We start from the raw sequence: 24,933 nt of genomic DNA, 5'->3' as shown, positions 1-24,933 counted from the left end.
GTTTCCGCGTGGTGTCCGTGTTTCGGGGTGGGCCGGTTTCGCATCACAGAGCGTCGGCCCGGCAATGAACGGGCCGAGGAGGGCCGGGTGACGACCTATGACGATCGAGCGAGCCTCACTGATCTGACCGCCACGGTGGAACGGGTGCGCGGTTCGGTGGAAGGCGTGATCGAGGGCAAGCCCGAGGTCGTACGACTCGCGCTGACCGTGCTGCTCGCCGAGGGCCATCTGCTGATCGAGGACGTGCCCGGAGTCGGCAAGACGATGCTCGCCAAGGCACTGGCGCGGTCCATCGACTGCTCCGTGCGGCGTATCCAGTTCACGCCCGACCTGCTGCCCTCGGACATCACGGGTGTGTCCATCTGGGACCAGCAGCGCCGGGACTTCGAGTTCAAGCCGGGCGCCATCTTCGCGCAGATCGTGATCGGCGACGAGATCAACCGCGCCTCGCCCAAGACCCAGTCGGCGCTGCTGGAGTCCATGGAGGAGCGGCAGGTCACCATCGACGGGCAGACCTACGAACTGCCCAGCCCCTTCATGGTGGTGGCCACGCAGAACCCGGTCGAGATGGAGGGCACCTACCCGCTGCCCGAGGCGCAGCGCGACCGGTTCATGGCCCGCGTCTCCGTCGGGTACCCGAGCGTCGAGGCCGAGTTGCAGATGCTCGACGTGCACGGCGGGGTCAGCCCGCTGGCGGACCTCCAGCCGGTGGCGCACGCGCACGAGATCGTGAAACTGGTCGAGGCGGTGCGCGGGGTGCACGTCTCCGAGGCGGTCCGGCGGTACGCGGTCGAGCTGGTCGCGGCCACCCGCAGCCATCCCGACCTCAGACTCGGCGCCTCCCCGCGGGCCACGCTGCATCTGCTGCGCGCGGCGAAGGCGTCCGCGGCCCTCGCCGGCCGGGAGTACGCCCTGCCGGACGACCTCCAAACCCTCGCCGTCGCCGTCCTCGCCCACCGGCTGCTGCCCACCGCGCAGGCCCAGCTGAACCGCCGTACGTCCGAACAGGTGGTGCTGGAGATCCTCCAGCACACCCCGGTGCCCGCGACGCCCGGACAGCAGAGCGGCTTCGGCGGGCTCGGCCGCGGCGTGCCGGCCTATCCCCAGCAGCCCCCGCGGGGTCTGTGATGGGCGCCGGGGGGGCCGGGCATGCGGACGCCGACCGCGGGGAGGCGGGCGGCGTCCGTACGGCCCTGGCGGGGCTCACCACCCGCGGCCGTTCCTTCCTGGCCGCCGGGATCGCCGCCGCGATCTGCGCGTACGTCCTCGGCCAGAGCGACCTGCTGCGGGTCGGCCTGTTGCTGGCCGCGCTGCCGCTGGTCTGCGCGGCGGTGCTGTACCGCACGCGCTACCGGGTGGCCGCGAACCGCCGGCTCTCCCCCGCGCGCGTGCCGGCCGCCGGCGAGGCCCGGGTGCACCTGCGCATGGACAACGTCTCCCGGCTGCCCACCGGGCTGCTGATGCTCCAGGACCGGGTGCCGTACGTCCTCGGTCCGCGGCCCCGGTTCGTGCTGGACCGGGTCGAGCCGGGCGGCAGCCGCGAGGTGTCCTACCGGGTCCGCTCCGACCTGCGCGGCCGCTACCCGCTGGGCCCGCTGCAACTGCGGCTCACGGACCCCTTCGGGATGTGCGAACTGACCCGGTCCTTCTCCACGTACGACACCCTGACCGTCATCCCGCGCGTGGAACCGCTGACACCGGTCCGGTTCAGCGGCGAGGCCATGGGCTACGGCGACGGGCGGCAGCGCTCGCTCGCCCTGGCGGGCGAGGACGACGTGATCCCGCGCGGCTACCGCTACGGCGACGACCTGCGCCGGGTCCACTGGCGCTCCACCGCGCGCTACGGCGAGCTGATGGTGCGCCGCGAGGAACAGCCCCGGCGGTCCCGGTGCACCGTGCTGCTCGACACCCGGGGCGGTGCCTACGAGGGCGCGGGCCCCGACTCGGCCTTCGAGTGGGCGGTCGCCGGTGCCGCCTCGGTGCTGGTGCACATGCTCGAACGCGGCTTCTCGGTCCGCCTGCTGACGGACGGCGGGAGCTCGGTGCCCGGGGAGGGCGCCGACGGGTTCGCGGGCGCCGGCCAGGAGACGGCGGAGGCGGCCGGACTGATGATGGACACCCTCGCGGTGATCGACCACTCCGACGGCACGGGCCTGTCCCGGGCGTACGACGTGCTGCGCGGCGGCAACGAGGGGCTGCTGATCGCCTTCCTCGGCGACCTGGACGAGGAGCAGGCCACGACGGTCGCGAAGATGAGCCGGCGCAGCGGCGGTGCCGTCGCCTTCGTGCTGGACCCGGACACCTGGGTGCGCGAGGCGACCGACGTGCCGGGCCCGGGCGACCGGCACGCGGAGCGGCTGCGCATGCTGCGCGAGGCCGGCTGGACGGCGCTGAGCGTGCCGCGCGGCGCCGCGCTGAACGATCTGTGGCGGCAGGCGGACCGGGAACGCTCGGGTCTGACCGCCGTCGGCGGGGAGGCACGGGGATGAGCGGGCGGGCACGACTGGCCCTGTGCGCTGCCGCGGCCACACTGATGGCCTCCTGCGCGCTGCTGCCCCTGGTGGCCGAGCCGACCTGGCTGCTGCAACTGGTGCCGCTGGTGGCCGTGCAGACCGGGGTGGGCGCGGCGGCCCGGCGGGTCCCGCTGGGCCGGCCCCTGACGGTGGCGGCGCAGACGCTGGTCACCCTGATGCTGCTGACGCTGGTGTTCGCACGGGAGCACGCCCTCGCCGGGCTGATCCCCGGGCCGGACACCTTCCGGTACCTCGCCGAGCTGCTCCAGCAGGGTTCGGACGACGTCAGCCAGTACGCCATACCGGCGCCGCTCACCGACGGCATCAAGCTGATGCTGATCGGCGGCGTGCTGCTGATCGGCCTGCTGGTGGACACGATCGCGGTGACCTTCCGCAGCGCGGCCCCGGCCGGGCTGCCGCTGCTCGCGCTGTACTCGGTGGCCGCCGGACTGTCCGACGGCGCTGCCGACTGGCTGTGGTTCCTGGTGGCGGCGGCCGGCTATCTGATGCTGCTGCTCGCGGAGGGCCGGGACCGGCTCGCGCAGTGGGGCCGGGTCTTCGGCGGCGCGCCCCGCTCCCCGGGCTCACCGGATCCCGGCGTCGCGGCCCCCGTGCGCACCGGTCGCCGGATCGGCGCGGTCGCGCTGGGCGTGGCCCTGCTGGTGCCGGCGGCCCTGCCCGCGATGCAGGGGGGACTGCTGGACGCGGCGGGCACCGGCGTGGGGGCGGGCAACGGCGACGGGGGCACCATCTCCGCGGTCAACCCGCTGGTGTCCCTGCGCGACAGCCTGAACACCGACAACGACCGCCGGGTGCTGTCGCTGCGGACCAGCACGGGCGACATCTCGGACCTGTACCTGCGGATCGTCTCCCTCGACGAGTTCGACGGCACCACCTGGACGCCTGCCCGGCGGCACGTCGTCGGGGTGCCGGACGAGCTGCCCACGCCCGTCGGCCTGGGCACGGACGTCAAACGCGGCAAGGTGCGGACGACGGTCACGGCGGCGGACTGGTACGCGCAGAACTGGCTGCCGATGCCCTACCCGCCGAGCGAGGTGAAGGTCGCCGGCCGGTGGCGGTACGAGCCCGTCGGGATGACGGTCGTCGGCGACCACGGCCAGAGCACCCGCGGGGAGACGTACCAGGTGACCAGCCTGAACGTGCGGCCGAGCGCGGAGCAGCTGGCGGACGCCCCGGAGCCGCCGGCGGCCCTGGAGCGCGAGTACACCCGCGTGCCGTCCTCGCTGCCCAAGGAGGTCTCCCGCACCGCGAAGGAGATCACCTCGGGCGCGAAGAGCCACTACGAGGAGGCCGTCCGGCTCCAGGACTACTTCGCCGTCAACGGCGGCTTCCAGTACGACACCCAGGTGAAGGTCGGCCGCGGTCCGAACGCCATCGTGAACTTCCTGGAGCAGAAGGAGGGCTTCTGCGTCCACTTCTCCTTCGCGATGGCGGCGATGGCCCGCACCCTCGGCATCCCGGCGCGGGTCGCGGTGGGCTTCGCGCCCGGCACCCCGCAGGCCGACGGCACGGTGTCGGTGAGCGAGAGGGACGCGCACGCCTGGCCGGAGCTGTACTTCGAGGGCATCGGCTGGACCCGCTTCGAGCCGACCCCGACCCGCGGCACCACACCGTCGTACACCCGGTCGGACACCCCCGGCGACGCGCAGCCGGACCCGGCCCTGCCGTCGAAGAACGCGTCGTCGGAGCCTTCGGCGGCGGCCTCGCCCAGCGAGAGCTGCGCGAACGAGCTGCGCCGGCTGCAGGCCTGCGACAGCCCGTCGGCCGCGGCGGCCCCGCACCCCGGGAACGGCGGGCCGAGCCCCTGGTGGTGGCTGCTGCTCGTGCCGGGGGTCCTGGTGGCACTGGCGATCCCGCTGTCCCCGCTGCTGTGGCGGAAACGGACGCGGTCCCGGAGACTGGGCGGACATGCGCGGACGCCCGAAGGCGCGGCGGCGCACACGCTGGCCGTCTGGCAGGAGCTGACCGACAGCGCCTGGGACCACGGCATCCCGCCGGACGAGTCGCTGACCCCGCGCGGTGCGGCCGCCCGGATCGTGCGGCTCGGGCATCTGGACCCGGCCGCCGGGGCTTCGGTGCACCGGGTGGCGGACGCGGTGGAGCAGGTGCTCTACGCTCCCCGGCCGAGCCCCACGGCGGGTCTGGCGCAGGATGTGCGCCGGGTGGTCGGCGCGCTGGCCGGCAACGTGAGCACCGGGACCCGGCTGCGGGCGCTGTTCCTGCCCCGCTCGGCCGCACGGGTGCTGTGGGCGGTGTCGGCCCGCTGGTCGGCGCTCAGGGCCCGGGCCGCCTCGGTCCGGCCGCCGCTGCGCCGGCCGTCGGGACAGCGGAGCTAGGGCCCGTGGCCGCCGCCCGTCCTCCGGGAGGGCGGCGGCCACGGGCAGGTGGGGACGGGCAGGTGCGGACCGGTCGCGCGCGAAGACACGGCCGCCCCACCACAGAGCGGCCACGGCCGGAAGGCCGCCGCCCCGGGAACACGCCCGAGGGGTGACCACCTGTCGGTGGTCACCCCTCGGGTGCGTCTGTCGTCGTCCGCGGTGAACCGCGGGTCAGTGGCCCTGCTCGTCCCGGCGGCGCTGCCAGCGCTCCTCGATCCGGTCCATCATCGAGCGCTTCGGCCGTGCCTGGCGGCGAGCGGCGCCCGCGGGCTGCTCCCCCGGTTTCGGCGCCTTGCGCCATCCGGTGACGGCGAGCACGGCACAGCCCAGCATGACGAGGAAACCCACCACGCTGACCCAGATCAGCTGCGCGACCATTCCGGCCATGAGGAGCGCGATACCCACGAGGAAGCCTGCGACCGCCTGGTAGACCCGACGCCGGGTGTACGTGCGCAGTCCGCTTCCCTCAAGCGCCGACGCGAACTTGGGATCTTCGGCGTACAGCGCTCGCTCCATCTGCTCGAGCATGCGCTGCTCGTGCTCCGAGAGCGGCACGGAGTCCTCCTCATCGTGCAGTCGCCGGGGCGACCCGGGGGGTCCCTTCAGGATAGGCAGGGAACCGCCCCCGTGAAACCCGCCCCACTACGCCAGTTGGCCAATCGGAACCCGTCATGACGACCCCGACTCGCTGAGGCTTCCATTCCCCGGCGGCCGACCCGTCATGCCGGGCGGTGTACCTCGATCATACGGCGCAAACCCCTCGATCGGGGGGCTTGTGGCGTACTCCATCCGCCGCCGAGCCCCTGATCAGCGGCGGGGTCCCGGCAGTGCGCTCAGGCCCCGGCCGCACCCGGCGTCTCGCCGAGCACATGCAGCTGGGTCGCGACGGAGCGGAAGGCGGGCAGTTCGGCCGCGGCGGCCTCCAGCTTGAGGAGCGCGTCGCGGGCGCCGGGCTCGGTGTCGACCAGGACGCCGGGCACGAGGTCGGCGAAGACCCGCACGCCGTGCACGGCCCCGACCTTCAGGCCGGCGCTCTCCACCAGCTCGGTGAGCTGCTCGGCGGTGAAGCGGCGCGGCATCGGGTCACCGGTGCCCCAGCGGCCGTCCGGGTCTTCCAGGGCCTGCTTGGCCTCGGTGAAGTGGCCGGCGAGGGCGCGGGCGAGCACGGCACCGCCGAGGCCGGCGGCGAGCAGGCTGAGGACACCCGCGGGCCGCAGCGCGGCGACGGCGTTGCGCAGGCCCTCGGCCGGGTCGTCGACGTACTCCAGGACGCCGTGGCACAGCACGACGTCGTAGCCGCCGCGCTCGGCCACGTCGAACAGGCCGAGGGCGTCCCCCTGGACGCCCTTGACCCGGTCGGCGACGCCGGCCTCCGCGGCGCGGCGCTCCAGCGCGAACAGCGCGTTCGGGCTGGGGTCGACCACGGTGACCCGGTGGCCGAGGCTGGCGACGGGCACGGCGAAGTTGCCGCTGCCGCCCCCGGTGTCGAGGACGTCCAGCGCGTCCCGCCCCGTGGCCTTGACCCGGCGGTCGAGAGCGTCCTGCAGGACCTCCCAGACCACGGCGGTACGGAGGGAGACGCGGGGGCGCATCGGGTCCGACACGGCAGTTGACTCCTCGGCAGGACGGAAGGCTTCAGGCGAACTCCACCCTATTGCCTCCGCCGCCGGAGCCGGTCACCGCGGCCGTGGACGGCCGGTGCGTCTCGTACGGCGGACCTCGGGTGATCAGCCCGCGTCCGGAAGGTCACCGCGCGCTCCCGGTCCGTCGCGTTCCCCGGCGTCCTGGCGGGGCTGGGGCAGGACCGGCTGGGGGACCAGCATCCGCTCGACGAGGCGGAGGAACATCGCCACGTCACGTATGAGGTCGTCGGCGTCCCGCCGGCCGGCCGCGCCCTGGATGCCGGCCTCGGCGCGGGCGCGGCGGGCGGCGCCGGCGGCGAACAGCGCGCTCCACTCGGTCAGCTCGGGGGCGATCTCGGGCAGTACCTCCCAGGCACTGCGGATCTTGGCCCGGCGGCGGGGGGACGTCTCGGGGCGGCCGCGGGCGGCGAGCACCGCGGCGGCGGTGCGCAGGGCGGCGAGGTGGGCCGTCGCGTAACGCTCGTTCGGCGTCTCCAGGACAGCGGCCTCCTCCAGGCCGGAGCGGGCCTGGGCGAGCAGGTCGAGGGCGGCGGGTGGGGCCGTGGCCCGGCGGAGCACGGGGTGCACGTCGCTCGCCGGGCCGGTCAGTGAGGGGGCAGGGCCGGTGGCGCGGCGCCGGCGGGCGGCAGCTGCGGAGGAGTTGGCCATGACGAACCTCCTGTCGTCTGGGTGACGGCACAGGTGCCGTATGTGCCCATCGTGAGGTATGCCACTGACAATCCGTTCTGACCTGGGGCTTTGCTTCGATCGAAGGTTCGGGCGTATTTTTGCACTGACCAGTCAGTTCAAATTTGCCAACCAGGGGGGCTTGTGGACGGCGTGGACGTCACAGCCGAAGGCCTCGGGCTCAAAGGGCCACGGGGGTGGGCCTTTCGCGGCATCACCCTCGACGCACAGCCCGGATCACTGATCGCGATCGAGGGACCGTCCGGCTCCGGCCGCACGTGTCTGCTCCTCGCGCTCACGGGACGGATGAAGCCCACCGAAGGAGTGGCCGCGGTCGGCGGGTTCAAACTCCCCCGGCACATGGCGGCGTTGCGCCGCGTGGCGGCGGTGGCCAACGTGGCCGGGGTGACCGACCTCGACCCGGCCCTGACCGTGGGCGAGCACCTGCGCGAACGGGCCCTGTTGCAGAGCAGGTTCGGCGACTCGCTGCGCGAGGTGCTGCGGCCCCGCGCCCAGCGCGGGCACGAGGCGCGGCTGCGGATCGACGCGGCCCTGGCCGCCGCCGGGTTCGATCCGGAGACGCTGCCCAAGGGCTCCAGGACGGCCGTGCGCGACCTGGAGAGGCTCCAGGAGCTGCGCCTGTCCGTCGCCCTCGCCCTGGTGGGCCGGCCCCGGCTGCTCGGTGTGGACGACATCGAGACGAAGCTCTCGGACGCCGAGCGCGCCGAGGTCTGGGACCTGTTGCGGTCCCTCACGCGCGCGGGAACGACGGTCGCGGTCGTGTGCCGCACCGCTCCCGAGGGCTGCGTCACCGTGTCGACCGGGGCGGGGGACGCCGGACGGAAGGACACCAGGGCCGAGCCGGAGGGCACAGGCACCCCCACGGACACGGGCGCCGAGCCGGACCCGGACACCACCGGGCCGGACACCGCAGGGCGAGACACCGCAGGGCGAGACACCACCGAACCGGACACCACCGGGCCGGACATCGAGGCGAAGGAGGGGACCGGCGATGCGCTCACCGAGGCTGGCCGCGCTTGAGCTGAGGCGTTTCGGACGGGGGAAGCTGCCCCGCGCCGCCATGGTGGCGCTGCTCGTGCTGCCCCTGCTCTACGGCGCCCTGTACCTGTGGTCGTTCTGGGACCCGTACGGCCGCCTGGACCGCATCCCGGTGGCCCTGGTGAACGACGACAAGGGAGCCACGGCGGGCGGCAGGAAGATCACCGCGGGCGACGACATCGTCGACGGGCTGCGCGACAGCCGGACCTTCGAATGGCACGAGGTCGACGACGAAGAGGCCCGCAAGGGAGTCGAGGACGGCACCTACTACCTGTCGCTGACCATGCCGGCCGACTTCAGCGGCCGGATCGCGTCCAGTTCGGGCGACTCCCCCGAGACCGGCGCCCTCCAGGTGCGCACCAACGACGCGAACAACTACATCGTCGGCCAGATCTCCCGCACCGTCTTCGGCGAGGTGCGCAGGGCCGCGTCCACGAAGGCCTCCCGGGGCTTCCTGGACAAGATCTTCGTGTCCTTCTCCGACATCCACGACAAGACCGTCACGGCCGCCCAGGGCGCCGACAAGCTGAACTCCGGCATCGGGAAGGCGGAGAAGGGCTCCAAGGACCTCGCCGACGGGCTGAAGGACGCCAAGGGCGGCAGCGGCAAGCTGGCCACCGGCCTGAAGAAGCTGGACAAGGGCTCCGGAGACCTCCGAACCGGTGCCCGGCAGGTCGCCGACGGCACCCAGCGGCTCGCCGACAAGGTCAACCCCGTCTACGCCGAGGCCGGCCCGTTCCTGAAGACCAACGAGAAGACCATCGGGGACACCGCCAGGCTGGTCGCCGACTCGGCCAAGACGGTCGAGGACAACCTCGACCACCTCGTGAAGCTCGCGCCGGGCGCCGCGAAGGCCGCCCACGCTTCCTCCGCCGTCCTCGACAAGATCTACGCGGCGCGCTGCGAGACCGCCACGCTCCCCGACCCGGCCTGCCCGGAACTGAAGCGGGCCAAGACCGCCGCCGCCGACGTGGCCGATGTCGCCGACGACCTGAACACGCTCATCGCGGACCAGGACGGCGACCTGAAGACGATGCGGGACAACCTCGGCACGCTCCAGAAGCAGGCGCGCGCCCTTGAGGCCCGCGCACCGCACCTCCACGAGGACGTCGACGACGCCGTCAAGAAGATCAACAAGCTGAACACCGGCGCGCACCAGGTCGCCACCGGGGCCGAGAAGCTGCACACCGGGCTCGGCACCGCGTACACCGGCGCCGTCGCCCTGGACAAGGGCATCGGCACCGCCGAGTCGGGCGCCCAGACGCTGAACGGCGGCCTGTACAAGCTGTCCGACGGATCGGGCAAGCTGGCCGGCGGGCTGCACGACGGCGCGAAGAAGATCCCGGACTACGGCAAGCAGGACCGCGACCGGCGCACGGACGTGATGGCCGACCCGGTCCAGCTGGCCTCCCGGGACCTGCACAAGGCCCCCAACTACGGCACCGGGTTCGCCCCGTACTTCATCCCGCTCTCCCTGTGGGTCGGCGCGATGGTGGCCTACATGCTGATCCCGCCGCTCAACCGGCGTGCCCTGGCGGCCGGTTCCTCCTCCTGGCGGATCGCGCTGGCCGGCTGGCTGCCGGTGGCCGCGGTGGGCGTGCTCCAGGTGGGCGCCCTGATGGCCGTCTTGCACTGGGCGATCGGTCTGCAGATGCCGCGCGCGGCCGGCACCATCGGGTTCCTGTTCCTGGTCACCGCCACGTTCGCGGCGATCGTGCAGTGGCTGAACGCCCGGTTCGGCGCGGCCGGCCGGATCCTGGTCCTCGCGCTGCTGATGCTCCAGCTGACCTCGGCGGGCGGCACGTACCCCGTGCAGACCAGTCCGGGCTTCTTCAACGCGATCCACCCCTACCTGCCGATGAGCTACATCGTGGAGGCGCTGCGCCGGCTGATCACGGGCGGCGGGCTCGGTCCGGTCTGGCAGGCGTGCGGCGTGCTCGTCATGTTCACCGCGGGAGCGCTGGCGCTGACCGCCCTCGCGGCCCGGCGCCGCCAGGTGTGGACGCTGGACCGGCTGCACCCGGAGCTGAGCCTGTGATCCCCGAAGCGTCCCTGCACGCGCGCGTACCTGTGACAATCGGGGCCATGGAAAGCAGCAGCACCAGGTCCGGCGGCAGCACGCGCCGCGAGGCCACCCGGCAGAAGCTCTACGAGGCGGCCGTCACGCTCATCGCCGAACAGGGCTTCTCCGCCACCACGGTGGACGAGATCGCCGAGCGGGCGGGCGTCGCGAAGGGCACGGTCTACTACAACTTCGCGAGCAAGTCGGTCCTCTTCGAGGAGCTGCTGCGGCACGGCGTGGGCCTGCTCACCGCCTCGCTGCGGGAGGCGGCGGAGCGGACGGCCGCAGAGGGCGGCAGCAGGGTGGACGCGCTGGACGCGATGGTCCGCGCGGGTCTGGTCTTCATCGACCGCTACCCGGCCTTCACCCAGCTGTACGTGGCAGAGCTGTGGCGCACCAACCGGGCCTGGCAGTCCACGCTGATGGTGGTCCGGCAGGAGGCCGTCGCGGTGGTCGAGGGGGTGCTGCGGGAGGGCGTGGCGGCCGGGGAGTTCAGCGACGAGATCGACGTCCAGCTGACGGCGGCGGCGCTGGTCGGCATGGTCCTGGTGGCCGCCCTGGACTGGAAGTCCTTCCAGCCGGAGCGCTCCCTGGACGACGTGCACGCGGCCCTGTCCCGGCTGCTGCAGGGCCGGGTCAGCGGCAGAGACTGAGCGCCGGGACACCCTCGGCGCACGAGAAGGCGCCGGTCCGCTGCCGGACCGGCGCCTTCCCCTTCCCCCGTGCTGTCCCGCACTCCCCCGTACGGGCCTCCCCCGACGACCCCGTGGGCGGTCGTCCCCGGGTCCCCCGACTCGCTTCCGCCGACGGATCGGCGGAAGGAGCGGCGAGGAGGCGGGACACCGTTCCGCCGCCCCGTGCCGGCGGTGCCGGGGCCCCGCCCCTTGCCGTGCCTCCACTGTCCCGTCCGCCAGGGCCCGGGCCCATCCGCGCGCGTACTCATCTCGCGGCCTAGGTACGGGTACTCAGCAGTCCGCGCACGTGCCCTGCCCGGCGGGGCGCCGGCTGGCTACGATCGCCTGCGTGTCCGTACTCCCCCTGGTCTTCACCAGCGGCTGGGCCAGCGGCATCAACGCCTACGCGGTGGTGCTGCTGCTCGGCCTGTTCGGCATGACGGGCGTGAGCGACGACGTCCCGCAGACGTTGCAGCGCCCCGAGGTGCTGATCGTCGCGGGCGCGCTGTTCCTGTGCGAGGCGGTCGCCGACAAGATCCCGTACGTCGACTCGGTGTGGGACTCCGTGCACACGGTGGTCCGGCCGCTCGCGGGTGCCTGGGTGGGCGCGCTGCTCGCCGGGCAGAGCGGTTCGGTCTCGGACGTGGCCGCGGGGCTGATCGGCGGTTCGACCGCGCTGGCCAGTCACACCGTCAAGGCCGGGACCCGCATGGCGGTCAACACCTCGCCGGAGCCGTTCAGCAACTTCGTGCTGAGCCTCGCCGAGGACCTCGGGGTGGCCGGCGTCGTGTCGTTCGCGATGTTCCACCCGGAGGCGGCGGCCGTCGTCGCGGCCGTCCTGCTGGCCGGCGGGCTGCTGGCGCTGTGGTTCCTCGTGTCGCGCATCCGGCGCTTCCTGCGCCGCAGAGCCCAGCGCCGGGAGGAGCGGCGCCTGGCCTCACGGGCGCCCTGACCTGCACCGGGCCGCCCGCCGACCGGGTTGTCGGTGGCGGTCGATAAAGTCACGGGCATGGCACGGATTGCGGTGATCGGCGCCGGGATGGGCGCGATGGCGGCCGCTGCCCGGCTGGCCGTCGCGGGCCACCGGGTGGCGGTGTACGAGCGCACGGAGACGTACGGCGGTGCGGTGCGCCGGTTCGAGCGGGACGGGTTCGCCTTCGACACCGGGCCCGGGCTGCTGACCCTCCCCGCCGTGTACCGCGATCTGTTCGTCAAGACCGGCAAGGAGGCGCTCGAGGACCGCGTCGAGCTGATCCAGGTCGACCCGGCCGCGCGGCACGTCTTCGCGGACGGCACCGACGTGTCCCTGCCGAACGCCTCGCGCGCGGGAGTCGTCGCCGCCCTCGACGAGGCGCTGGGCGGGGGCGCCGGCGAGCGCTGGGGCGACTTCCTGGTGCGGGCCCGCGAGACCTGGGACCGCACGCGCCGGCCGCTGCTGGAGGAGCCGCTGTGGCCGAACTGGCAGGTGCTGGACGGGAAGGAGCCTTATCCGGGCGTGCCGCACAAGCGGTTCCTGCGCACCCGCCGCGCGCTCAAGCTGCACGAGATCGGTGCCTGGGAGCTGCGCGACCCCCGCCTTGCGGCGCTGCTCGCGGACTGCGCGCTCGCGTACGGCGTCGATCCGGGGACGGCCCCGGCGAGCGCGGCCGTGCTGCCCTACATGGAGCACGCCTTCGGCACCTGGTACGTGCGCGGCGGCATCCGGGAGCTGGCCCGCGCGGTGTACGAGCGGTGCCTGGAGCGTCGGGTGGAGTTCTCCTTCGGCGCGGAGGTCGCCCGGGTGCTGGAGAAGGAGGGCCGGGCGGCCGGCGTGGAGCTGGCGGACGGGACGGCGACCGAGGCGGACTTCGTCGTCGGCACGGGCCCCTGGCGGCTGGGCGGCATGCTCCCGGGCAGGGACCTCTACGGCGCCCGGGACGTGCCGGCGGAGCGCGAGGACCGCTACCCGGGCCGGATGGTGGTGTGCCTGGCGCTGCGCGGCGCACGCGAGCCCGGCGCCGTGCACCGCACGGTGGTGCACGCGGCGGACGGCGAGGGTGATCTCGATCTGTTCCGGCACGGGGTGCTGCCCGAGCTGCCGACGGTCCTGGTGGACCGCCCGGACGACCCGGCCCTGCGTCCCGGCCCGGAGCACGAGTCCGTGGTGCTGACGGCGACGGTTCCGGCGGCGAAGGAGTACGACTGGGCCGCGCCGGGCGCCGCCGACGCCTTCGCGGACCGGATGGCCGCCGCCGCCGAGCGCGCGGTGCCGGGGCTGCGCGAGCGGGTGCTGTGGCGCGAGGTCCGTACGCCCCTGGACACCGAGCGGGAGACGGGCGCGACGGGCGGTGCGGTGCCGCCGCCCGCGCTGGCCGCGCCGGAGGGTGTGCTGCACCCGGCCAACGCCACCGCGCTGCCCGGCCTGTTCGCCGCCGGCGGCTGGTCCCACCCGGGCGGCGGTCTGCCGCACGCGGGCATGTCGGGAGCGCTGGTGGCCGGACTGATCGTGGAGGGCCCGGAGTTCCGCGGTTCGCAGTGAGCGGGGGCCCGGCGGCTCAGAAGCGGTACTGCTCGTCGTACCCGGCGCCGGGCTGGGTCTGCTGACTGCCCGCCTGGTAGGGGTAGGGCTGCTCCTGCGGGAGTTCGCCGCCGTAGTTCTCGTCGGTGCGCTGCTGCGGCACCCACACCCCGCCGGCCGGCGTCTGCTGGTAGCCGCCGGTGGCGTACGGGTCCTGGGGGTAGCCCTGCTGGCCGTACTGCTGTCCGTAGCCCGGGTCGTAGCCGGCGTCCCCGTAGGACTGGCTGCCGATGTACGGGTCGGAGTAGTTGGCGTAGCCCTGCTGGCCCGCGTCGTAGCCGGCGTAGCCCTGCTGCTGGCCGTAGCCGGAGTAGTCGTAGGCGTAGGCCTGCTGCCCGTCGCCCTGGGGCTGGCCGGCGTTCGCGTGGGCGGTGTCGCCGTAGACGCCGTAGTTGCCGGTGTCGTCGGGCATGGGCTGCGGCTCGTAGACGGCGGTCGACTCGGCGGCGGTGGGCTCGGCGGAGCGGGCCGGGGTGAAGACGTCGTCGCGGTCGTAGTCGTCGTCGTAGCCGGGGTGCTCGGGGCCGTGGTCGGCGTCCCGGTCGTCGCCCGTCCCGGCCGCGGACAGTTCGGGGTCCGCCTCGTACCGGTCGGCCCGGCCGCGCCGCCGCTTGCTGCCGCCCGGCTCGTCCTCGGCGTCGGGGCGCTTGACCGCCCAGCCCGCGGCGAAGCCGCGGCGGAAGGACAGGGTGACGTAGGTCTGCCCGATGGCGAAGGCGATCGCGCCGAGGCCGATCACCACGACGGACGGCATGAGCACGCCGAGCACGACACCGAGGAAGCCGACGAAGGCCAGCAGCCGCCAGCGAAGCCGCGCCTTGTACTGCAGCAGTACCTCGCCCAGCAGCCACAGTGCGACGCCGCCGAACGCGATGTAGAGGACCGTCCAGCCCATGTACGCCCCTCTCCCAGTGGCCGCTACGCAGTGTGTCGTACCGCGGTGCGGCCGGTCTAGGCCTGCGGGGGGTGGTGCAGGCCCAGGTTCTCGTAGATTTCCAGGGTCGCCGTGGAGTTGTTGAGCGTGATGAAGTGCAGTCCGGGCACTCCCTCGGCCAGCAGCCGTGCGCAGAACTCCGTGGCGAACTCGATACCGATCGAGCGTACCGCCGCCGGATCGTCCTTCGCTGTGAGGATCCGCTCTTTCAGGGCGTCCGGGAAGCGGGCGTTGCTGAGCTTGGGCAGCCGTTCCAGCATCTTCACGCTGGTGACCGGCAGGACCTCGGGGATGACCGGGGTGTCGCAGCCGGCGGCCGCCACCCGGTCGCGCAGCCGCAGATACGACTCCGGCTGGAAGAACATCTGTGTGATGGCGTAGTCGGCACCCGCCCGGCACTTGTCCACGAAGTGCTGGACGTCGGTGTCCCACTGCGAGGACCGCGGATGCATCTCCGGGAACGCGGCGACGCCCACGCAGAAGTCGCCCGACTCCTTGATGAGCCGCACGAGTTCGGCCGCGTAGGCCAGGCCCCGGGGGTGCGGGACCCATTCGCCCATGGGGTCGCCGGGCGGGTCGCCGCGCACGGCGAGCATGTTGCGGATGCCCGCGTCCGCGTACTGGCCGATGATGTTGCGCAGTTCCGCGATGGAGTGGTCGACCGCCGTGAGGTGGGCGACCGGGGTCAGCGTGGTGTCCGCGACGATCTGCTCGGTCTCCTTGACCGTGCCCGCGCGGGTCGAGCCGCCGGCGCCGTAGGTCACGGAGACGAAGTCGGGAGCGACCGCCTCGACCCGCCGGAGCGCGCTCCACAGGTTCCGCTCGCCCTTGGGCGTCTTCGGCGCCGAGAACTCGAACGAGTACGTCGTCTTTCCGGTGGCGAGGATGTCGCGCACGGTGCGGGCGCGATCAGTCCTGGTGGATGCGGTTCCGAGGGCCATACGGGCAGGTTAGCCAGGGGTGGGCGGTACCCCAACCGGACGCCGGTAATTTGGCTGATTTGTCGGCTTGCTGTCCACCCATTGGACAGAATCCCGGACAACGGCCACGCCCGGCGCCCTCAGAGCTGCCGCAGCCGCTTCGAGAACTCCGCAGCCGCGGCACCCGGGTCCGCCGCCTCGGTGAGGGCGCGTACGACGACCACCCGGCGGGCGCCGGCGTCCAGCACCTGGTCCAGGTTGGCGAGGTCGATCCCGCCGATGGCGAACCAGGGACGGTCGGTGCCGAGGCCGGCGGTGTACCGGACCAGGTCGAGCCCGGGGGCGTGACGGCCGGGCTTGGTGGGGGTGGGCCAGCACGGACCGGTGCAGAAGTAGTCCACGCCGTCCTGCACGGCGGCCGCGGCGGCCTCGGACTCGGCGTGCGTGGAGCGTCCGATCAGGACGTCGTCGCCCAGGATCGCGCGGGCCGCGGGGACCGGCAGGTCGCCCTGGCCGAGGTGCAGCACCCCGGCACCGGCCGCGTGCGCGACGTCCGCCCGGTCGTTGACCGCGAGCAGCTTGCCGTGCCGGGCACAGGCGTCCGCGAAGACCCGGAGGGTCTCCAGCTCCTCGGCGGCCTCCATGCCCTTCTCGCGCAGCTGCACGATGTCGACACCGCCGGCCAGGACCGCGTCCAGGAACCCCGCGAGGTCGCCCCGGTCCCGGCGGGCGTCCGTGCAGAGGTACAGGCGGGCGTCGGCGAGGGCGGCGCGGGCGGTGTCGGACATGCGTGGGTCCCCCCGTGGTCGGTGTACCTGGTGGTTCTCGGGTGGCGTGCGGGCCCGGGGCGCGTACGCCACCCCCCTGGTGCGGCTGGGCTCAGACGGCGAGCGCCTGGGCGCGGCGCTTCACCTCCGTGCCGCGATTCTCACTCAGGGCCTGCGCGGGGGTGCCGGGCAGGGTGGGGTCGGGGGTGAAGAGCCACTCGATCATCTCTTCGTCCGTGAAGCCGTCGTCCCGCAGGAGCGTCAGGGTGCCGGTCAGGCCCTTGACGACCTTGTCCCCGTCGATGAAGGCGGCGGGGACGTGCAGCGCCCGGTTCTCACCACGGCGTACGGCGATCAGCTGGCCCTCCTTGACCAGCTGCCGCACACGCGTCACCTCGACGCCGAGCTGTTCGGCGATGTCGGGGAGGGTGAGCCAGGCGGGGACGAGAGCATCGATCTTTGCGTCAATCTCGGTCACGAGTCCTAGGGTAGGCGCTCCGCCCGAGGTGCCGCTCGATGCCGGCGGCCGACCGCGGCGCCGGTCGCCCTGCCCCGGCGCCGATCAGTCGGCCGTGGCGTTCTTCAGGGGGCGGCCCGGATCGGTCAGGGCCTCGGGGTCCATGCGGCGGCCCGCCTCGATCAGGCGGCGGCCCTGGGCCAGGTCGCGGGGCCGGCCCACCGCCAGCAGCGCCACCAGCCGGCCCTCGCGCAGCCAGCACACCGACCAGGCGGCGCCGGCCGGGTCGCCGCGCCACACCAGGCGGTCCGCCGCGGCGTGGTGCCCGGCGTACTGCACGAAGCGGCCGAACTGCTCGGACCAGAAGTACGGCACCGGGTCGTAGAGCGCCGGGGTCTCGCCGAGGATGTTCGCGGCGACCGTGCGGGGCCCCTGGAGGGCGTTGTCCCAGTGGTGGACGAGCAGCCGCTCGCCGTAGCGGGCGGAGGGGAAGGAGGCGCAGTCGCCGACCGCGTACACGTCCTCGGCCCCGGTGCGCAGGCGGGCGTCGGCGACGACCTCGCCGTGCGGCCCCAGCTCGATGCCGGAGCCGGCCAGCCAGCCGGTGGCCGGGCGGGCGCCGATGCCGACGACGACGGCGCCCGCGGGCAGCCGGGTGCCGTCGGTCAGCACCACCGCGCCCGGTTCGACGCGCTCCACGCGCGCGCCGGTGCGCAGTTCGGCCCCGCTGTCGGCGTACCAGGCGGCCATGGGCGCGGCCACCTCGGCGGGCAGGGCACCCGCGAGCGGCCGGTCGGCGGCCTCGACGACGGTCACCGCGCAGCCCGCCTCCCGGGCGGCCGTGGCGAACTCGGCGCCGATCCAGCCGGCGCCGACGACCACGATGTCGTGCTGCCGGAGCAGCACGGGCCGAAGCCGTTCGGCGTCGTCCAGGGTGCGCAGCAGGTGCACGCCGGGTACGCCCTCGGTGCCGGGCAGGGTGATGGGTTCGGCGCCGGTGGCCAGGACCAGGACGTCGTAGGGCACCGGGCCCGCCTCGGTGTCCAGCACGCGTGCGGCGGGGCGCAGGCCCTGCGCCTCGCAGCCGAGCCGAAGCTCGACGCCGAGGGATTCGAAGTCGACGTCGAAGGCGGAGCCCTCGGCCGTGCCGAGCAGCACGGCCTTGGACAGCGGCGGCCGGTCGTACGGCTGGTGCGGTTCGGCGCCGATGACGGTCACGGCTCCCTCGAAGCCCTGTTCCCGCAGGGCGACCGCGGTCTGCACCCCGGCCATGCCCGCGCCCACGACGACCACGCGCCGTTCCTGTGACGTGCCCTGTTGCGGTGTCTGCTCGCTCACCCGATCACCATAGACAACTGACGAAACGTCAGTCAGGGGGCGTGCTCGGTGACCTGCTCCACAACGCTCGTACCGCTGCCCGGAGCGGACTCCCACTCCCAGGTCTCCTCCAGCCGCAGCCGGCCGTCGGGCAGCTCCACGACGGTGGACACGCAGTGCCCGCAGGCCGTGGTCCCGTCGGTGCGCAGCTGCACGTACCGGAAGTCCAGCCGGTCGCCCTCGCGGGTCCCGACCAGATGGCCGCGCACGACCTCGCCGCCCGCGTACTCCGCCCAGACCTCGCCGTCCTTCTCGTGGTAGGCGAACCGGGTGCGGGTACCCACCTGACCTGGGGCCTGGTCCGCGACGGGGGCGAGGATCAGACCGTCGAGCGAGCGGTGCATGACGGAGGGCTCCCTTACGGGTGACGAGCGGGGCGGGCTAGGGTGGCCACCGTACAAGCACTCGCGGGAGCCCGGACGCACCGGGCTGAGAGGGAGGCTGGCGGCCTCCGACCGTACGAACCTGATCCGGGTCATGCCGGCGAAGGGAGGGGCTGGACGCCCATGTCGTCACGTACGTCCGACGTCCTCGTCATCGGGGGCGGGATCATCGGTCTGGTCACGGCCTGGCGCGCGGCGCAGCGCGGGCTCACCACGGCCGTGGTGGACCCCGAGCCCGGCGGCGGGGCCGCGCGGGTCGCTGCGGGGATGCTCGCCGCGGTCACGGAACTGCACTACGGCGAGGAGACGCTGCTCGCCCTGAACCTGGAGTCGGCGCGCCGCTATCCCGGCTTCGCGGCCGAGCTGTCCGAGCTGACCGGCCACGACCTGGGCTACCGCCGGTGCGGCACCCTCGCGGTCGCGCTGGACGCCGACGACCGCGCCCACCTGCGGGAACTGCACGCGCTCCAGCAGCGCTCGGGCCTGGAGTCGGAGTGGCTGTCGGGGCGCGACTGCCGGCGTCTCGAGCCGATGCTGGCGCCCGTGGTGCGCGGCGGACTGCGGGTCGACGGCGACCATCAGATCGACCCGCGGCGGCTGGCGACGGCCCTGGTGGCCGCGTGCGAGCACGCCGGGGTGGTCTTCCACCGCACCTGGGCCGAGCGGCTCGACGTCGTGCGCGAGCGGGCCGCCGGCGTCACCACGGCGGACGGCACCGAGCTGCGCGCGGAGCAGGTGGTGCTCGCCGGCGGAAGCATGAGCGGGCGCCTCGCGGGCGTGCCGGACGCGCTGCTGCCGCCGGTCCGTCCGGTGAAGGGGCAGGTGCTGCGGCTGGCCGTGCCCCGGCGGTTCGCGCCGTTCCTGAGCCGGACCGTGCGGGCCGTGGTCCGCGGCAGCCAGGTCTACCTGGTGCCGCGCGAGAACGGCGAGCTGGTCGTCGGCGCCACCACCGAGGAGCTGGGCTGGGACACGACGGTCACGGCGGGGGGCGTGTACGAGCTGCTGCGCGACGCCCACGAGCTGGTCCCGGGCATCACCGAGCTCCCGCTGACCGAGACCCGGGCCGGACTGCGGCCCGGCTCCCCCGACAACGCCCCGCTGCTCGGCCCGTCCGGCCTGGACGGACTGCTGCTGGCCACCGGGCACTACCGCAACGGCGTGCTGCTCACGCCGGTCACCGGGGACGTGCTGGCGCACGCGCTGGCCACCGGTGACCTCCCCGAGGAGGCCCGCCCGTTCACGCCCCAGCGTTTCACCGCCCCGCCGCCGGAGCGGCCCGCACGTCTCATGGAGCAGTCCGCATGACCCTCAGCCTCACCGTCTCCGTCAACGGGGAGCACCGCGAGATCGCCCCGGGCACCGCTCTCGACGCCCTCGTCCGCACCCTCACCGCGGCGCCCTCCGGGGTGGCCGCCGCCGTCAACGAGACGGTCGTGCCGCGCGGCCAGTGGGCGACCACCGCGCTCGCCGAGGGCGACCGCGTCGAAGTACTCACCGCAGTCCAGGGAGGCTGAACCGATGGCCGACGACCCCTTCGTCCTGGGCGGTGTGCACCTGGACTCCCGGCTGATCATGGGCACGGGCGGCGCGCCCAGTCTGGACGTGCTGGAGCGGGCGCTGACCGCCTCCGGCACCGGGCTGACCACGGTCGCGATGCGGCGGGTGGACCCGTCCGTGCACGGCTCGGTGCTGTCGGTGCTGGAGAAGCTGGGCATCCGCGTGCTGCCGAACACGGCGGGCTGTTTCACCGCCGGGGAGGCCGTGCTGACCGCGCGCCTCGCCCGGGAGGCACTGGGCACCGACCTGGTCAAGCTGGAGGTCATCGCCGACGAGCGGACCCTCCTGCCGGACCCGGTGGAGCTGCTGGACGCGGCGGAGACGCTGGTCGACGACGGTTTCACGGTGCTGCCGTACACGAACGACGATCCCGTGCTCGCGCGCAGGCTGGAGGACGTCGGCTGTGCCGCGGTGATGCCGCTGGGCTCCCCGATCGGATCGGGGCTCGGCATCCGCAATCCGCACAACTTCCAGCTCATCGTCGAGCGGGCGGGCGTACCGGTGATCCTGGACGCGGGCGCCGGTACGGCGTCCGACGTGGCGCTGGCGATGGAGCTGGGGTGCGCGGGCGTGATGCTCGCCTCCGCCGTGACGCGGGCGCAGGAGCCGGAGACGATGGCCGCGGCCATGCGGCACGCGGTCGAGGCCGGCCGGCTGGCCCGGCTGGCGGGGCGGATCCCGCGCCGCCACTTCGCCGAGGCGTCCTCCCCGGCCGAGGGGCGCGCGCAGCTGGACCCCGAGCGCCCCGCCTTCCCGTCACCCGACAGTCACAGCTCTGCTGCATTCCGTCCCCACAATGGCGCAACGGGTGGGAGCGCCGTTCGCCCCTCGTAGACTCCCCTGCGTGGATACGACCCTTCAGGACCCCCTCGTCGGGCAGGTGCTCGACGGCCGTTACCGCGTCGAGGCACGGATCGCGGCCGGCGGGATGGCCACGGTCTACCGGGCCCTGGACACCCGCCTGGACCGCGTCCTCGCGCTGAAGGTGATGCACCCGGCGCTCGCGACCGACGGCTCCTTCGTCGAGCGGTTCATCCGGGAGGCCAAGTCCGTCGCCCGGCTCGACCACCCCAACGTGGTGCAGGTCTTCGACCAGGGCACCGACGGGTCGTACGTGTACCTGGCGATGGAGTACATCGCCGGGTGCACCCTGCGGGACGTGCTGCGCGAGCGGGGGGCGGTGCAGCCGCGGGCCGCGCTGGACATCCTGGAGCCGGTGCTGGCCGCGCTCGGCGCCGCGCACCGGGCCGGGTTCGTCCACCGGGACATGAAGCCGGAGAACGTCCTGATAGGGGACGACGGCCGGGTCAAGGTCGCCGATTTCGGGCTGGTGCGCTCGGTGGACACCGTGACCAGCACGACCGGTGCCGTCCTCGGGACGGTGTCGTACCTCGCTCCGGAGCAGATAGAGCAGGGCACCGCCGATCCGCGGGTCGACGTGTACGCCTGCGGTGTCGTCCTCTACGAGATGCTGACCGGTGAGAAGCCGCACTCCGGCGACTCCCCCGCCCAGGTGCTCTACAAGCACCTGCACGACGACGTGCCGCCGCCCTCGGCGCTCGTGCCGGGACTGCCGTACGAACTGGACGGGCTGGTCGCCTCGGCCACCGCGCGCGACCCGGGCGTCCGCCCGCACGACGCCGTGGCGCTGCTCGCCCTGGCGCGCGGGGCCCGTCAGGGGCTGACCACGGAGCAGCTGGACCGGCTGCCGCCGCAGGCGCTGACCGCGGAGCACGACATCGCCGAGGACCGGACGAGCGTCATCCCGCGCTCGCTGACCGTGCCCCGGCCGCTGCCCGTGAACGAGGACCCGGCCGAGGACGGCGTCCACCGCACCACCCTGCTGCAGTCCCCGCCGCCCGAGCCGCCCCGCGGTCCTTCGGCGCGGCGCCCCCGGCGCGGGCTGCTGGCGGTGCTCGTGGCCGTGCTGCTGGTCTTCGGCGTGGGCGCCGGCGTCTGGTACATCAACTCGGGGCAGTTCACCAAGGTGCCCCCGCTGCTGACCAAGACGGAGGACCAGGCCAGACAGCGGCTGAAGGCCGCCGGCCTGGACGTCGGGAAGGTCGAGCGGGCCTACAACGACACCGTCGAGCGGGGCACGGTCATCAGCAGCGACCCCGCTCCCGGCTCCCGCATCCGGGACAACGACTCGGTGAAGCTCACCGTCTCGCTGGGCCCGGAGACGGTGAACGTGCCGGATCTGCGGGGGCAGCCGCTGGCGAAGGCGCGGGCGCGGCTGAAGGCGGACGCGCTGGAGCCGGGCATGGTCACCCGCCAGTTCAGCGAGGACGTCGACAAGGGGTCCGTGATCGCCACGACGCCTGCCGCGGGCACCAAGCGGCACGCCGGCTCGGCGATCGCGCTGACCGTCAGCAAGGGCCGCGCGATCGCCGTCCCCGACGTCACCGGTGACGACCCGGACAGCGCCCGGCAGGAGCTGACCGACGCCGGCCTGAAGGTCGAGATCGTCCCCGAGCGGATCAACTCGGACATCGACAAGGGCAAGGTCGCCGCGCAGAGCCCGGAGCAGGGCCGCCAGGCAGCCGAGGGCGACACGGTGAAACTGACGCTGTCGAAGGGCCCGCCGATGATCCAGGTCCCGGACGTGGTCGGCGACAGCGTGGACGACGCCCACAAGGCCCTGGAGGGGGCCGGCTTCGAGGTGGACGAGGACCGCGGTCTGCTCGGGCTGTTCGGCGACACCGTGAAGAAGCAGTCGGTGGCGGGCGGCGACCGGGCGCCCAAGGGGTCGACGATCACCATCACCATCCGGTGACGGGGGTCACCGGGACCGTGGTCCGGGGGCCGGAGCGGGCATGACACCCTGAACGGGTGAGTCCCGATCCCTCCCCCCTCCTGCCCCGCAACCCGGTGGGCGGCCATGTCCCGGTGGCCGGCGGCCTGCACTCCGTGGGCCTGTCGTACGCCCACGACCTGAAGGCGGAGACCGTGCAGGTCTTCGTCGCCAACCCGCGCGGCTGGGCCACGCCCGCCGGGAACCCGCGCCAGGACGAGGCGTTCCGCGCGGCGTGCGCCGAGGAGTCGATCCCGGCGTACGTGCACGCTCCCTACCTGATCAACTTCGGCTCGCACACCGAGGCGACGGTGGAGCGGTCGGTGGAGTCGCTGCGCCACTCGCTGCGGCGCGGCCGGGAGATCGGCGCGCTGGGCGTCGTCGTGCACACCGGCAGCGCGACCGGCGGGCGGGCGCGGGAGGTGGCGCTGGAGCAGGTGCGGGAGCGTCTGCTGCCGGTGCTGGACGAGCTGACCCACGACGACGATCCGTACCTGCTGCTGGAGTCGACCGCCGGGCAGGGCGCGTCGCTGTGCTCGCGCACCTGGGACTTCGGGCCGTACTTCGCGGCGCTGGACGCCCATCCGAAGCTGGGCGTGTGCCTGGACACCTGCCACGTCTTCGCCGCCGGGCACGACCTGGCCGAGCCCGGCGGCATGCACCGGACCCTGGACCTGCTGGTGGACACCGTGGGCGAGGGCCGGCTGCGGCTGATCCACGCCAACGACTCCAAGGACGTGGCCGGGGCGCACAAGGACCGGCACGAGAACATCGGCGCGGGTCACATCGGCGAGGACCCCTTCCACGCCCTGATGACCCACCCGGCAACGGCGGGCGTCCCGCTGATCATCGAGACGCCGGGCGGCAAGGAAGGCCACGCGGCCGACGTGGAGCGGCTGAAGAAACTCCGGGATTCCTGACCCGTTCCGGAATACCCCTGGGGGGTATACGGTTCCTGTCGGTTGCAGGAACCGTCACTCGGGATGGGGGAAACCATGGACCACACCGCTCACACCGGACACGAGCAGCAGCACGAGCACACGCACGGAGCGCCCACGCACGGGCAGCACCAGGGGCACGGCCCTGCGGCCACCTGGTCGACGGCCGTCCAGGCCACGCTGCACTGCCTCACCGGCTGCGCCGTCGGCGAGGTGCTGGGCATGGTCGTCGGTACGGCGTTCGGCTGGGGCAACCTGCCGACCACACTGCTGGCGGTCGTCCTGGCCTTCTTCTTCGGCTACTCGTTCACGCTGCGCGGGGTGCTGCGGGCCGGTGTCGACTTCCGCACCGCCTTCCGCGTGGCGCTCGCCGCGGACACCCTGTCCATTGCCGTGATGGAGCTGATCGACAACGGCGTGATCCTGGTCTGGCCGTCCGCGATGGACGCGACGCTCGCCGAGCCGCTGTTCTGGATCTCGTTGGCGGCCTCGCTCGTGATCGCCTTCGTCGTGACGACCCCCGTCAACAAGTGGACGATCGGGCGGGGCAAGGGACACGCGGTGGTCCACCGGTACCACCACTGAGCGGACCGGGAACTCAGAGCTCGGGGCCGTCCCCGGGCTCCTCCTGGTAGGAGTAGCGCTGTTCCTTCCAGGGGTCGCCGAGGTTGTGGTAGCCGCGTTCCTCCCAGAAGCCGCGGCGGTCGGCGGTCATGTACTCCACGCCGCGGACCCACTTCGGGCCCTTCCAGGCGTACAGGTGGGGGACGATCAGGCGGACCGGGAAGCCGTGCTCGGCGGTGAGCAGTTCACCGTCCTTGTGGGTGGCGAAGATCGTGCGGTCGGAGGCGAAGTCCGACAGGCGCAGGTTGGAACTGAAGCCGTACTCCGCCCAGACCATCACATGGGTGACGTCCGGCGCCGGCGGGGCGAGGTCCAGGATCGCGCGGGCCGGAACACCGCCCCACTCCGCGCCGACCATGCTGAACTTCGTCACGCAGTGCAGGTCCGCCACGACGCTGGTGTACGGCAGGGCCGCGAACTCCTCGTGGACCCAGGTGCGCTTGTCGCCGTCGGCGGTGGCGCCGAAGACCCGGAACTCCCAGCGTTCGGGCCGGAACTTCGGGACGGGCCCGTAGTGCGTGACCGGCCAGCCGCGCTGGAGCCGCTGACCCGGCGGAAGCTCGGACCCTGCCGCTGCTCCAGACTCTCGCTCCACCGGATGCCCCATGT

23 protein-coding genes, 1 pseudogene and 1 riboswitch are annotated in these 24,933 nt (G+C 73.5%); of the genes and pseudogenes, 14 read left to right on the top strand and 10 right to left on the bottom strand.

Translation table 11 applies throughout. From position 1 onward, the window contains the following. Positions 1-87: 87 nt before the first annotated feature. The 3 genes from BLW57_RS28315 to BLW57_RS28305 are packed head-to-tail and all read left to right on the top strand — an operon-like array spanning position 88 to position 4,870. Positions 88-1,128 carry an AAA family ATPase gene (locus BLW57_RS28315; RefSeq protein WP_093478360.1) on the top strand — a complete coding sequence of 347 codons (1,041 nt, stop codon included), beginning with the start codon at positions 88-90 and terminating at the stop codon, positions 1,126-1,128. Next, the gene (locus BLW57_RS28310; protein WP_093478359.1) at positions 1,128-2,489 is read left to right on the top strand and encodes a DUF58 domain-containing protein; all 1,362 of its coding nucleotides are present in this window, start codon (positions 1,128-1,130) and stop codon (positions 2,487-2,489) included. Before BLW57_RS28315 ends, BLW57_RS28310 begins: the two co-directional genes overlap by 1 nt. Next, positions 2,486-4,870, top strand: a complete 2,385-nt coding sequence (locus BLW57_RS28305) for a transglutaminase TgpA family protein (RefSeq protein WP_093478357.1) — start codon at positions 2,486-2,488, stop codon at positions 4,868-4,870. Before BLW57_RS28310 ends, BLW57_RS28305 begins: the two co-directional genes overlap by 4 nt. A gap of 213 nt (positions 4,871-5,083) precedes the next feature. On the opposite strand, the gene BLW57_RS28300 is transcribed toward BLW57_RS28305, so the two are convergent. The 3 genes from BLW57_RS28300 to BLW57_RS28290 form a co-directional block, all read right to left on the bottom strand. After that, positions 5,084-5,467 (bottom strand): DUF3040 domain-containing protein, encoded by a 384-nt coding sequence (locus BLW57_RS28300; RefSeq protein WP_073892929.1) that lies wholly within the window; start codon positions 5,465-5,467, stop codon positions 5,084-5,086. A 278-nt stretch (positions 5,468-5,745) separates the two neighbouring features. Further along, positions 5,746-6,516 carry a methyltransferase gene (locus BLW57_RS28295; RefSeq protein ID WP_176985761.1) on the bottom strand — a complete coding sequence of 257 codons (771 nt, stop codon included), beginning with the start codon at positions 6,514-6,516 and terminating at the stop codon, positions 5,746-5,748. 123 nt (positions 6,517-6,639) lie between these two features. Then, positions 6,640-7,203: an SAV_6107 family HEPN domain-containing protein gene (locus tag BLW57_RS28290; protein ID WP_093478356.1), complete on the bottom strand. Its 564-nt coding sequence runs from the start codon at positions 7,201-7,203 to the stop codon at positions 6,640-6,642. A gap of 162 nt (positions 7,204-7,365) precedes the next feature. On the opposite strand from BLW57_RS28290, the gene BLW57_RS28285 reads away from it, so the two are divergent. From BLW57_RS28285 to BLW57_RS28265, 5 genes are all read left to right on the top strand, one after another. After that, on the top strand, positions 7,366-8,262 hold the full coding sequence (locus tag BLW57_RS28285) for an ATP-binding cassette domain-containing protein (protein ID WP_093478354.1): 897 nt from the start codon (positions 7,366-7,368) through the stop codon (positions 8,260-8,262). Continuing rightward, a complete protein-coding gene (locus BLW57_RS28280; RefSeq protein WP_093478353.1) occupies positions 8,234-10,318 on the top strand; it encodes a YhgE/Pip domain-containing protein in 2,085 nt (694 codons plus the stop codon). The genes BLW57_RS28285 and BLW57_RS28280 overlap by 29 nt, the downstream gene beginning before the upstream one ends. 47 nt (positions 10,319-10,365) lie before the next feature. Beyond that, positions 10,366-10,995, top strand: a complete 630-nt coding sequence (locus BLW57_RS28275) for a TetR/AcrR family transcriptional regulator (protein WP_073892937.1) — start codon at positions 10,366-10,368, stop codon at positions 10,993-10,995. Positions 10,996-11,365: 370 nt separating this feature from the next. Beyond that, positions 11,366-11,968 carry a DUF4126 domain-containing protein gene (locus BLW57_RS28270; protein ID WP_093478351.1) on the top strand — a complete coding sequence of 201 codons (603 nt, stop codon included), beginning with the start codon at positions 11,366-11,368 and terminating at the stop codon, positions 11,966-11,968. Between the two features lie 57 nt (positions 11,969-12,025). Continuing rightward, entirely contained in the window at positions 12,026-13,534 is a 1,509-nt protein-coding gene (locus BLW57_RS28265) for a phytoene desaturase family protein (protein WP_176985760.1), read from the top strand. A gap of 16 nt (positions 13,535-13,550) precedes the next feature. Here BLW57_RS28265 and BLW57_RS28260 read toward each other — a convergent pair whose 3' ends face one another. The 6 genes from BLW57_RS28260 to BLW57_RS28235 all read right to left on the bottom strand — a co-directional run bounded on the left by BLW57_RS28260 (position 13,551) and on the right by BLW57_RS28235 (position 18,372). Next, the gene (locus BLW57_RS28260; protein WP_093478347.1) at positions 13,551-14,468 is read right to left on the bottom strand and encodes an SCO2102 family sporulation regulator; all 918 of its coding nucleotides are present in this window, start codon (positions 14,466-14,468) and stop codon (positions 13,551-13,553) included. A gap of 56 nt (positions 14,469-14,524) precedes the next feature. After that, positions 14,525-15,448: a methylenetetrahydrofolate reductase [NAD(P)H] gene (gene metF, locus BLW57_RS28255; protein ID WP_093478346.1), complete on the bottom strand. Its 924-nt coding sequence runs from the start codon at positions 15,446-15,448 to the stop codon at positions 14,525-14,527. Positions 15,449-15,567: 119 nt separating this feature from the next. Continuing rightward, on the bottom strand, positions 15,568-16,215 hold the full coding sequence (gene thiE, locus BLW57_RS28250; protein ID WP_093478344.1) for a thiamine phosphate synthase: 648 nt from the start codon (positions 16,213-16,215) through the stop codon (positions 15,568-15,570). Positions 16,216-16,306: 91 nt separating this feature from the next. After that, positions 16,307-16,672, bottom strand: coding sequence for an Rv2175c family DNA-binding protein (locus BLW57_RS28245; protein ID WP_073892950.1), 366 nt, complete (start codon positions 16,670-16,672; stop codon positions 16,307-16,309). 84 nt (positions 16,673-16,756) lie between these two features. Further along, complete coding sequence (locus BLW57_RS28240) at positions 16,757-17,989, bottom strand: NAD(P)/FAD-dependent oxidoreductase (RefSeq protein WP_093478343.1); 1,233 nt, start codon at positions 17,987-17,989, stop codon at positions 16,757-16,759. 32 nt (positions 17,990-18,021) lie between these two features. After that, positions 18,022-18,372, bottom strand: a complete 351-nt coding sequence (locus tag BLW57_RS28235; RefSeq protein ID WP_093478341.1) for an avidin-fold protein — start codon at positions 18,370-18,372, stop codon at positions 18,022-18,024. A gap of 53 nt (positions 18,373-18,425) precedes the next feature. Then, positions 18,426-18,537, top strand: a riboswitch (TPP riboswitch). On the opposite strand from BLW57_RS28235, the gene thiO reads away from it, so the two are divergent. From thiO to BLW57_RS28205, 6 genes and pseudogenes are all read left to right on the top strand, one after another. Further along, a complete protein-coding gene (gene thiO, locus BLW57_RS28230) occupies positions 18,535-19,716 on the top strand; it encodes a glycine oxidase ThiO (RefSeq protein WP_093478340.1) in 1,182 nt (393 codons plus the stop codon). It overlaps the preceding riboswitch by 3 nt. Then, positions 19,713-19,925 (top strand): sulfur carrier protein ThiS, encoded by a 213-nt coding sequence (thiS, locus tag BLW57_RS28225; protein ID WP_093478338.1) that lies wholly within the window; start codon positions 19,713-19,715, stop codon positions 19,923-19,925. The genes thiO and thiS overlap by 4 nt, the downstream gene beginning before the upstream one ends. Positions 19,926-19,929: 4 nt before the next feature. After that, positions 19,930-20,721: pseudogene (locus BLW57_RS28220) on the top strand (thiazole synthase); the annotation flags it as partial. Between the two features lie 91 nt (positions 20,722-20,812). Then, the gene (gene pknB / locus BLW57_RS28215) at positions 20,813-22,744 is read left to right on the top strand and encodes a Stk1 family PASTA domain-containing Ser/Thr kinase (protein WP_176985759.1); all 1,932 of its coding nucleotides are present in this window, start codon (positions 20,813-20,815) and stop codon (positions 22,742-22,744) included. 56 nt (positions 22,745-22,800) lie between these two features. Next, a complete protein-coding gene (locus BLW57_RS28210) occupies positions 22,801-23,682 on the top strand; it encodes a deoxyribonuclease IV (RefSeq protein ID WP_176985758.1) in 882 nt (293 codons plus the stop codon). Positions 23,683-23,757: 75 nt separating this feature from the next. Then, complete coding sequence (locus BLW57_RS28205; RefSeq protein WP_093478335.1) at positions 23,758-24,285, top strand: DUF4396 domain-containing protein; 528 nt, start codon at positions 23,758-23,760, stop codon at positions 24,283-24,285. Positions 24,286-24,298: 13 nt separating this feature from the next. Here BLW57_RS28205 and BLW57_RS28200 read toward each other — a convergent pair whose 3' ends face one another. Further along, on the bottom strand, positions 24,299-24,931 hold the full coding sequence (locus BLW57_RS28200; RefSeq protein ID WP_093478334.1) for a sulfite oxidase-like oxidoreductase: 633 nt from the start codon (positions 24,929-24,931) through the stop codon (positions 24,299-24,301). Positions 24,932-24,933: the final 2 nt, after the last annotated feature.

Origin of the sequence: Streptomyces sp. 1222.5 (genome assembly GCF_900105245.1) — a bacterium.
Lineage (GTDB): Bacteria > Actinomycetota > Actinomycetes > Streptomycetales > Streptomycetaceae > Streptomyces > Streptomyces albidocamelliae.
The sequence above is the reverse complement of the archived record's forward strand: the minus strand, read 5'-3'. Positions and strand labels throughout refer to the sequence as shown.

Bases quoted from the DNA above. Each gene is read 5' to 3' on its own strand.
- BLW57_RS28310 (WP_093478359.1), top strand. From the start codon at position 1,128: ATGGGCGCCGGGGGGGCCGGGCATGCGGACGCCGACCGCGGGGAGGCG.
- BLW57_RS28305 (WP_093478357.1), top strand. From the start codon at position 2,486: ATGAGCGGGCGGGCACGACTGGCCCTGTGCGCTGCCGCGGCCACACTG.
- BLW57_RS28290 (WP_093478356.1), bottom strand. From the start codon at position 7,203: ATGGCCAACTCCTCCGCAGCTGCCGCCCGCCGGCGCCGCGCCACCGGC.
- BLW57_RS28280 (WP_093478353.1), top strand. From the start codon at position 8,234: ATGCGCTCACCGAGGCTGGCCGCGCTTGAGCTGAGGCGTTTCGGACGG.
- BLW57_RS28275 (WP_073892937.1), top strand. From the start codon at position 10,366: ATGGAAAGCAGCAGCACCAGGTCCGGCGGCAGCACGCGCCGCGAGGCC.
- BLW57_RS28265 (WP_176985760.1), top strand. From the start codon at position 12,026: ATGGCACGGATTGCGGTGATCGGCGCCGGGATGGGCGCGATGGCGGCC.
- BLW57_RS28260 (WP_093478347.1), bottom strand. From the start codon at position 14,468: ATGGGCTGGACGGTCCTCTACATCGCGTTCGGCGGCGTCGCACTGTGG.
- metF (WP_093478346.1), bottom strand. From the start codon at position 15,448: ATGGCCCTCGGAACCGCATCCACCAGGACTGATCGCGCCCGCACCGTG.
- thiE (WP_093478344.1), bottom strand. From the start codon at position 16,215: ATGTCCGACACCGCCCGCGCCGCCCTCGCCGACGCCCGCCTGTACCTC.
- BLW57_RS28235 (WP_093478341.1), bottom strand. From the start codon at position 18,372: ATGCACCGCTCGCTCGACGGTCTGATCCTCGCCCCCGTCGCGGACCAG.
- thiO (WP_093478340.1), top strand. From the start codon at position 18,535: ATGTCGTCACGTACGTCCGACGTCCTCGTCATCGGGGGCGGGATCATC.
- thiS (WP_093478338.1), top strand. From the start codon at position 19,713: ATGACCCTCAGCCTCACCGTCTCCGTCAACGGGGAGCACCGCGAGATC.
- BLW57_RS28205 (WP_093478335.1), top strand. From the start codon at position 23,758: ATGGACCACACCGCTCACACCGGACACGAGCAGCAGCACGAGCACACG.
- BLW57_RS28200 (WP_093478334.1), bottom strand. From the start codon at position 24,931: ATGGGGCATCCGGTGGAGCGAGAGTCTGGAGCAGCGGCAGGGTCCGAG.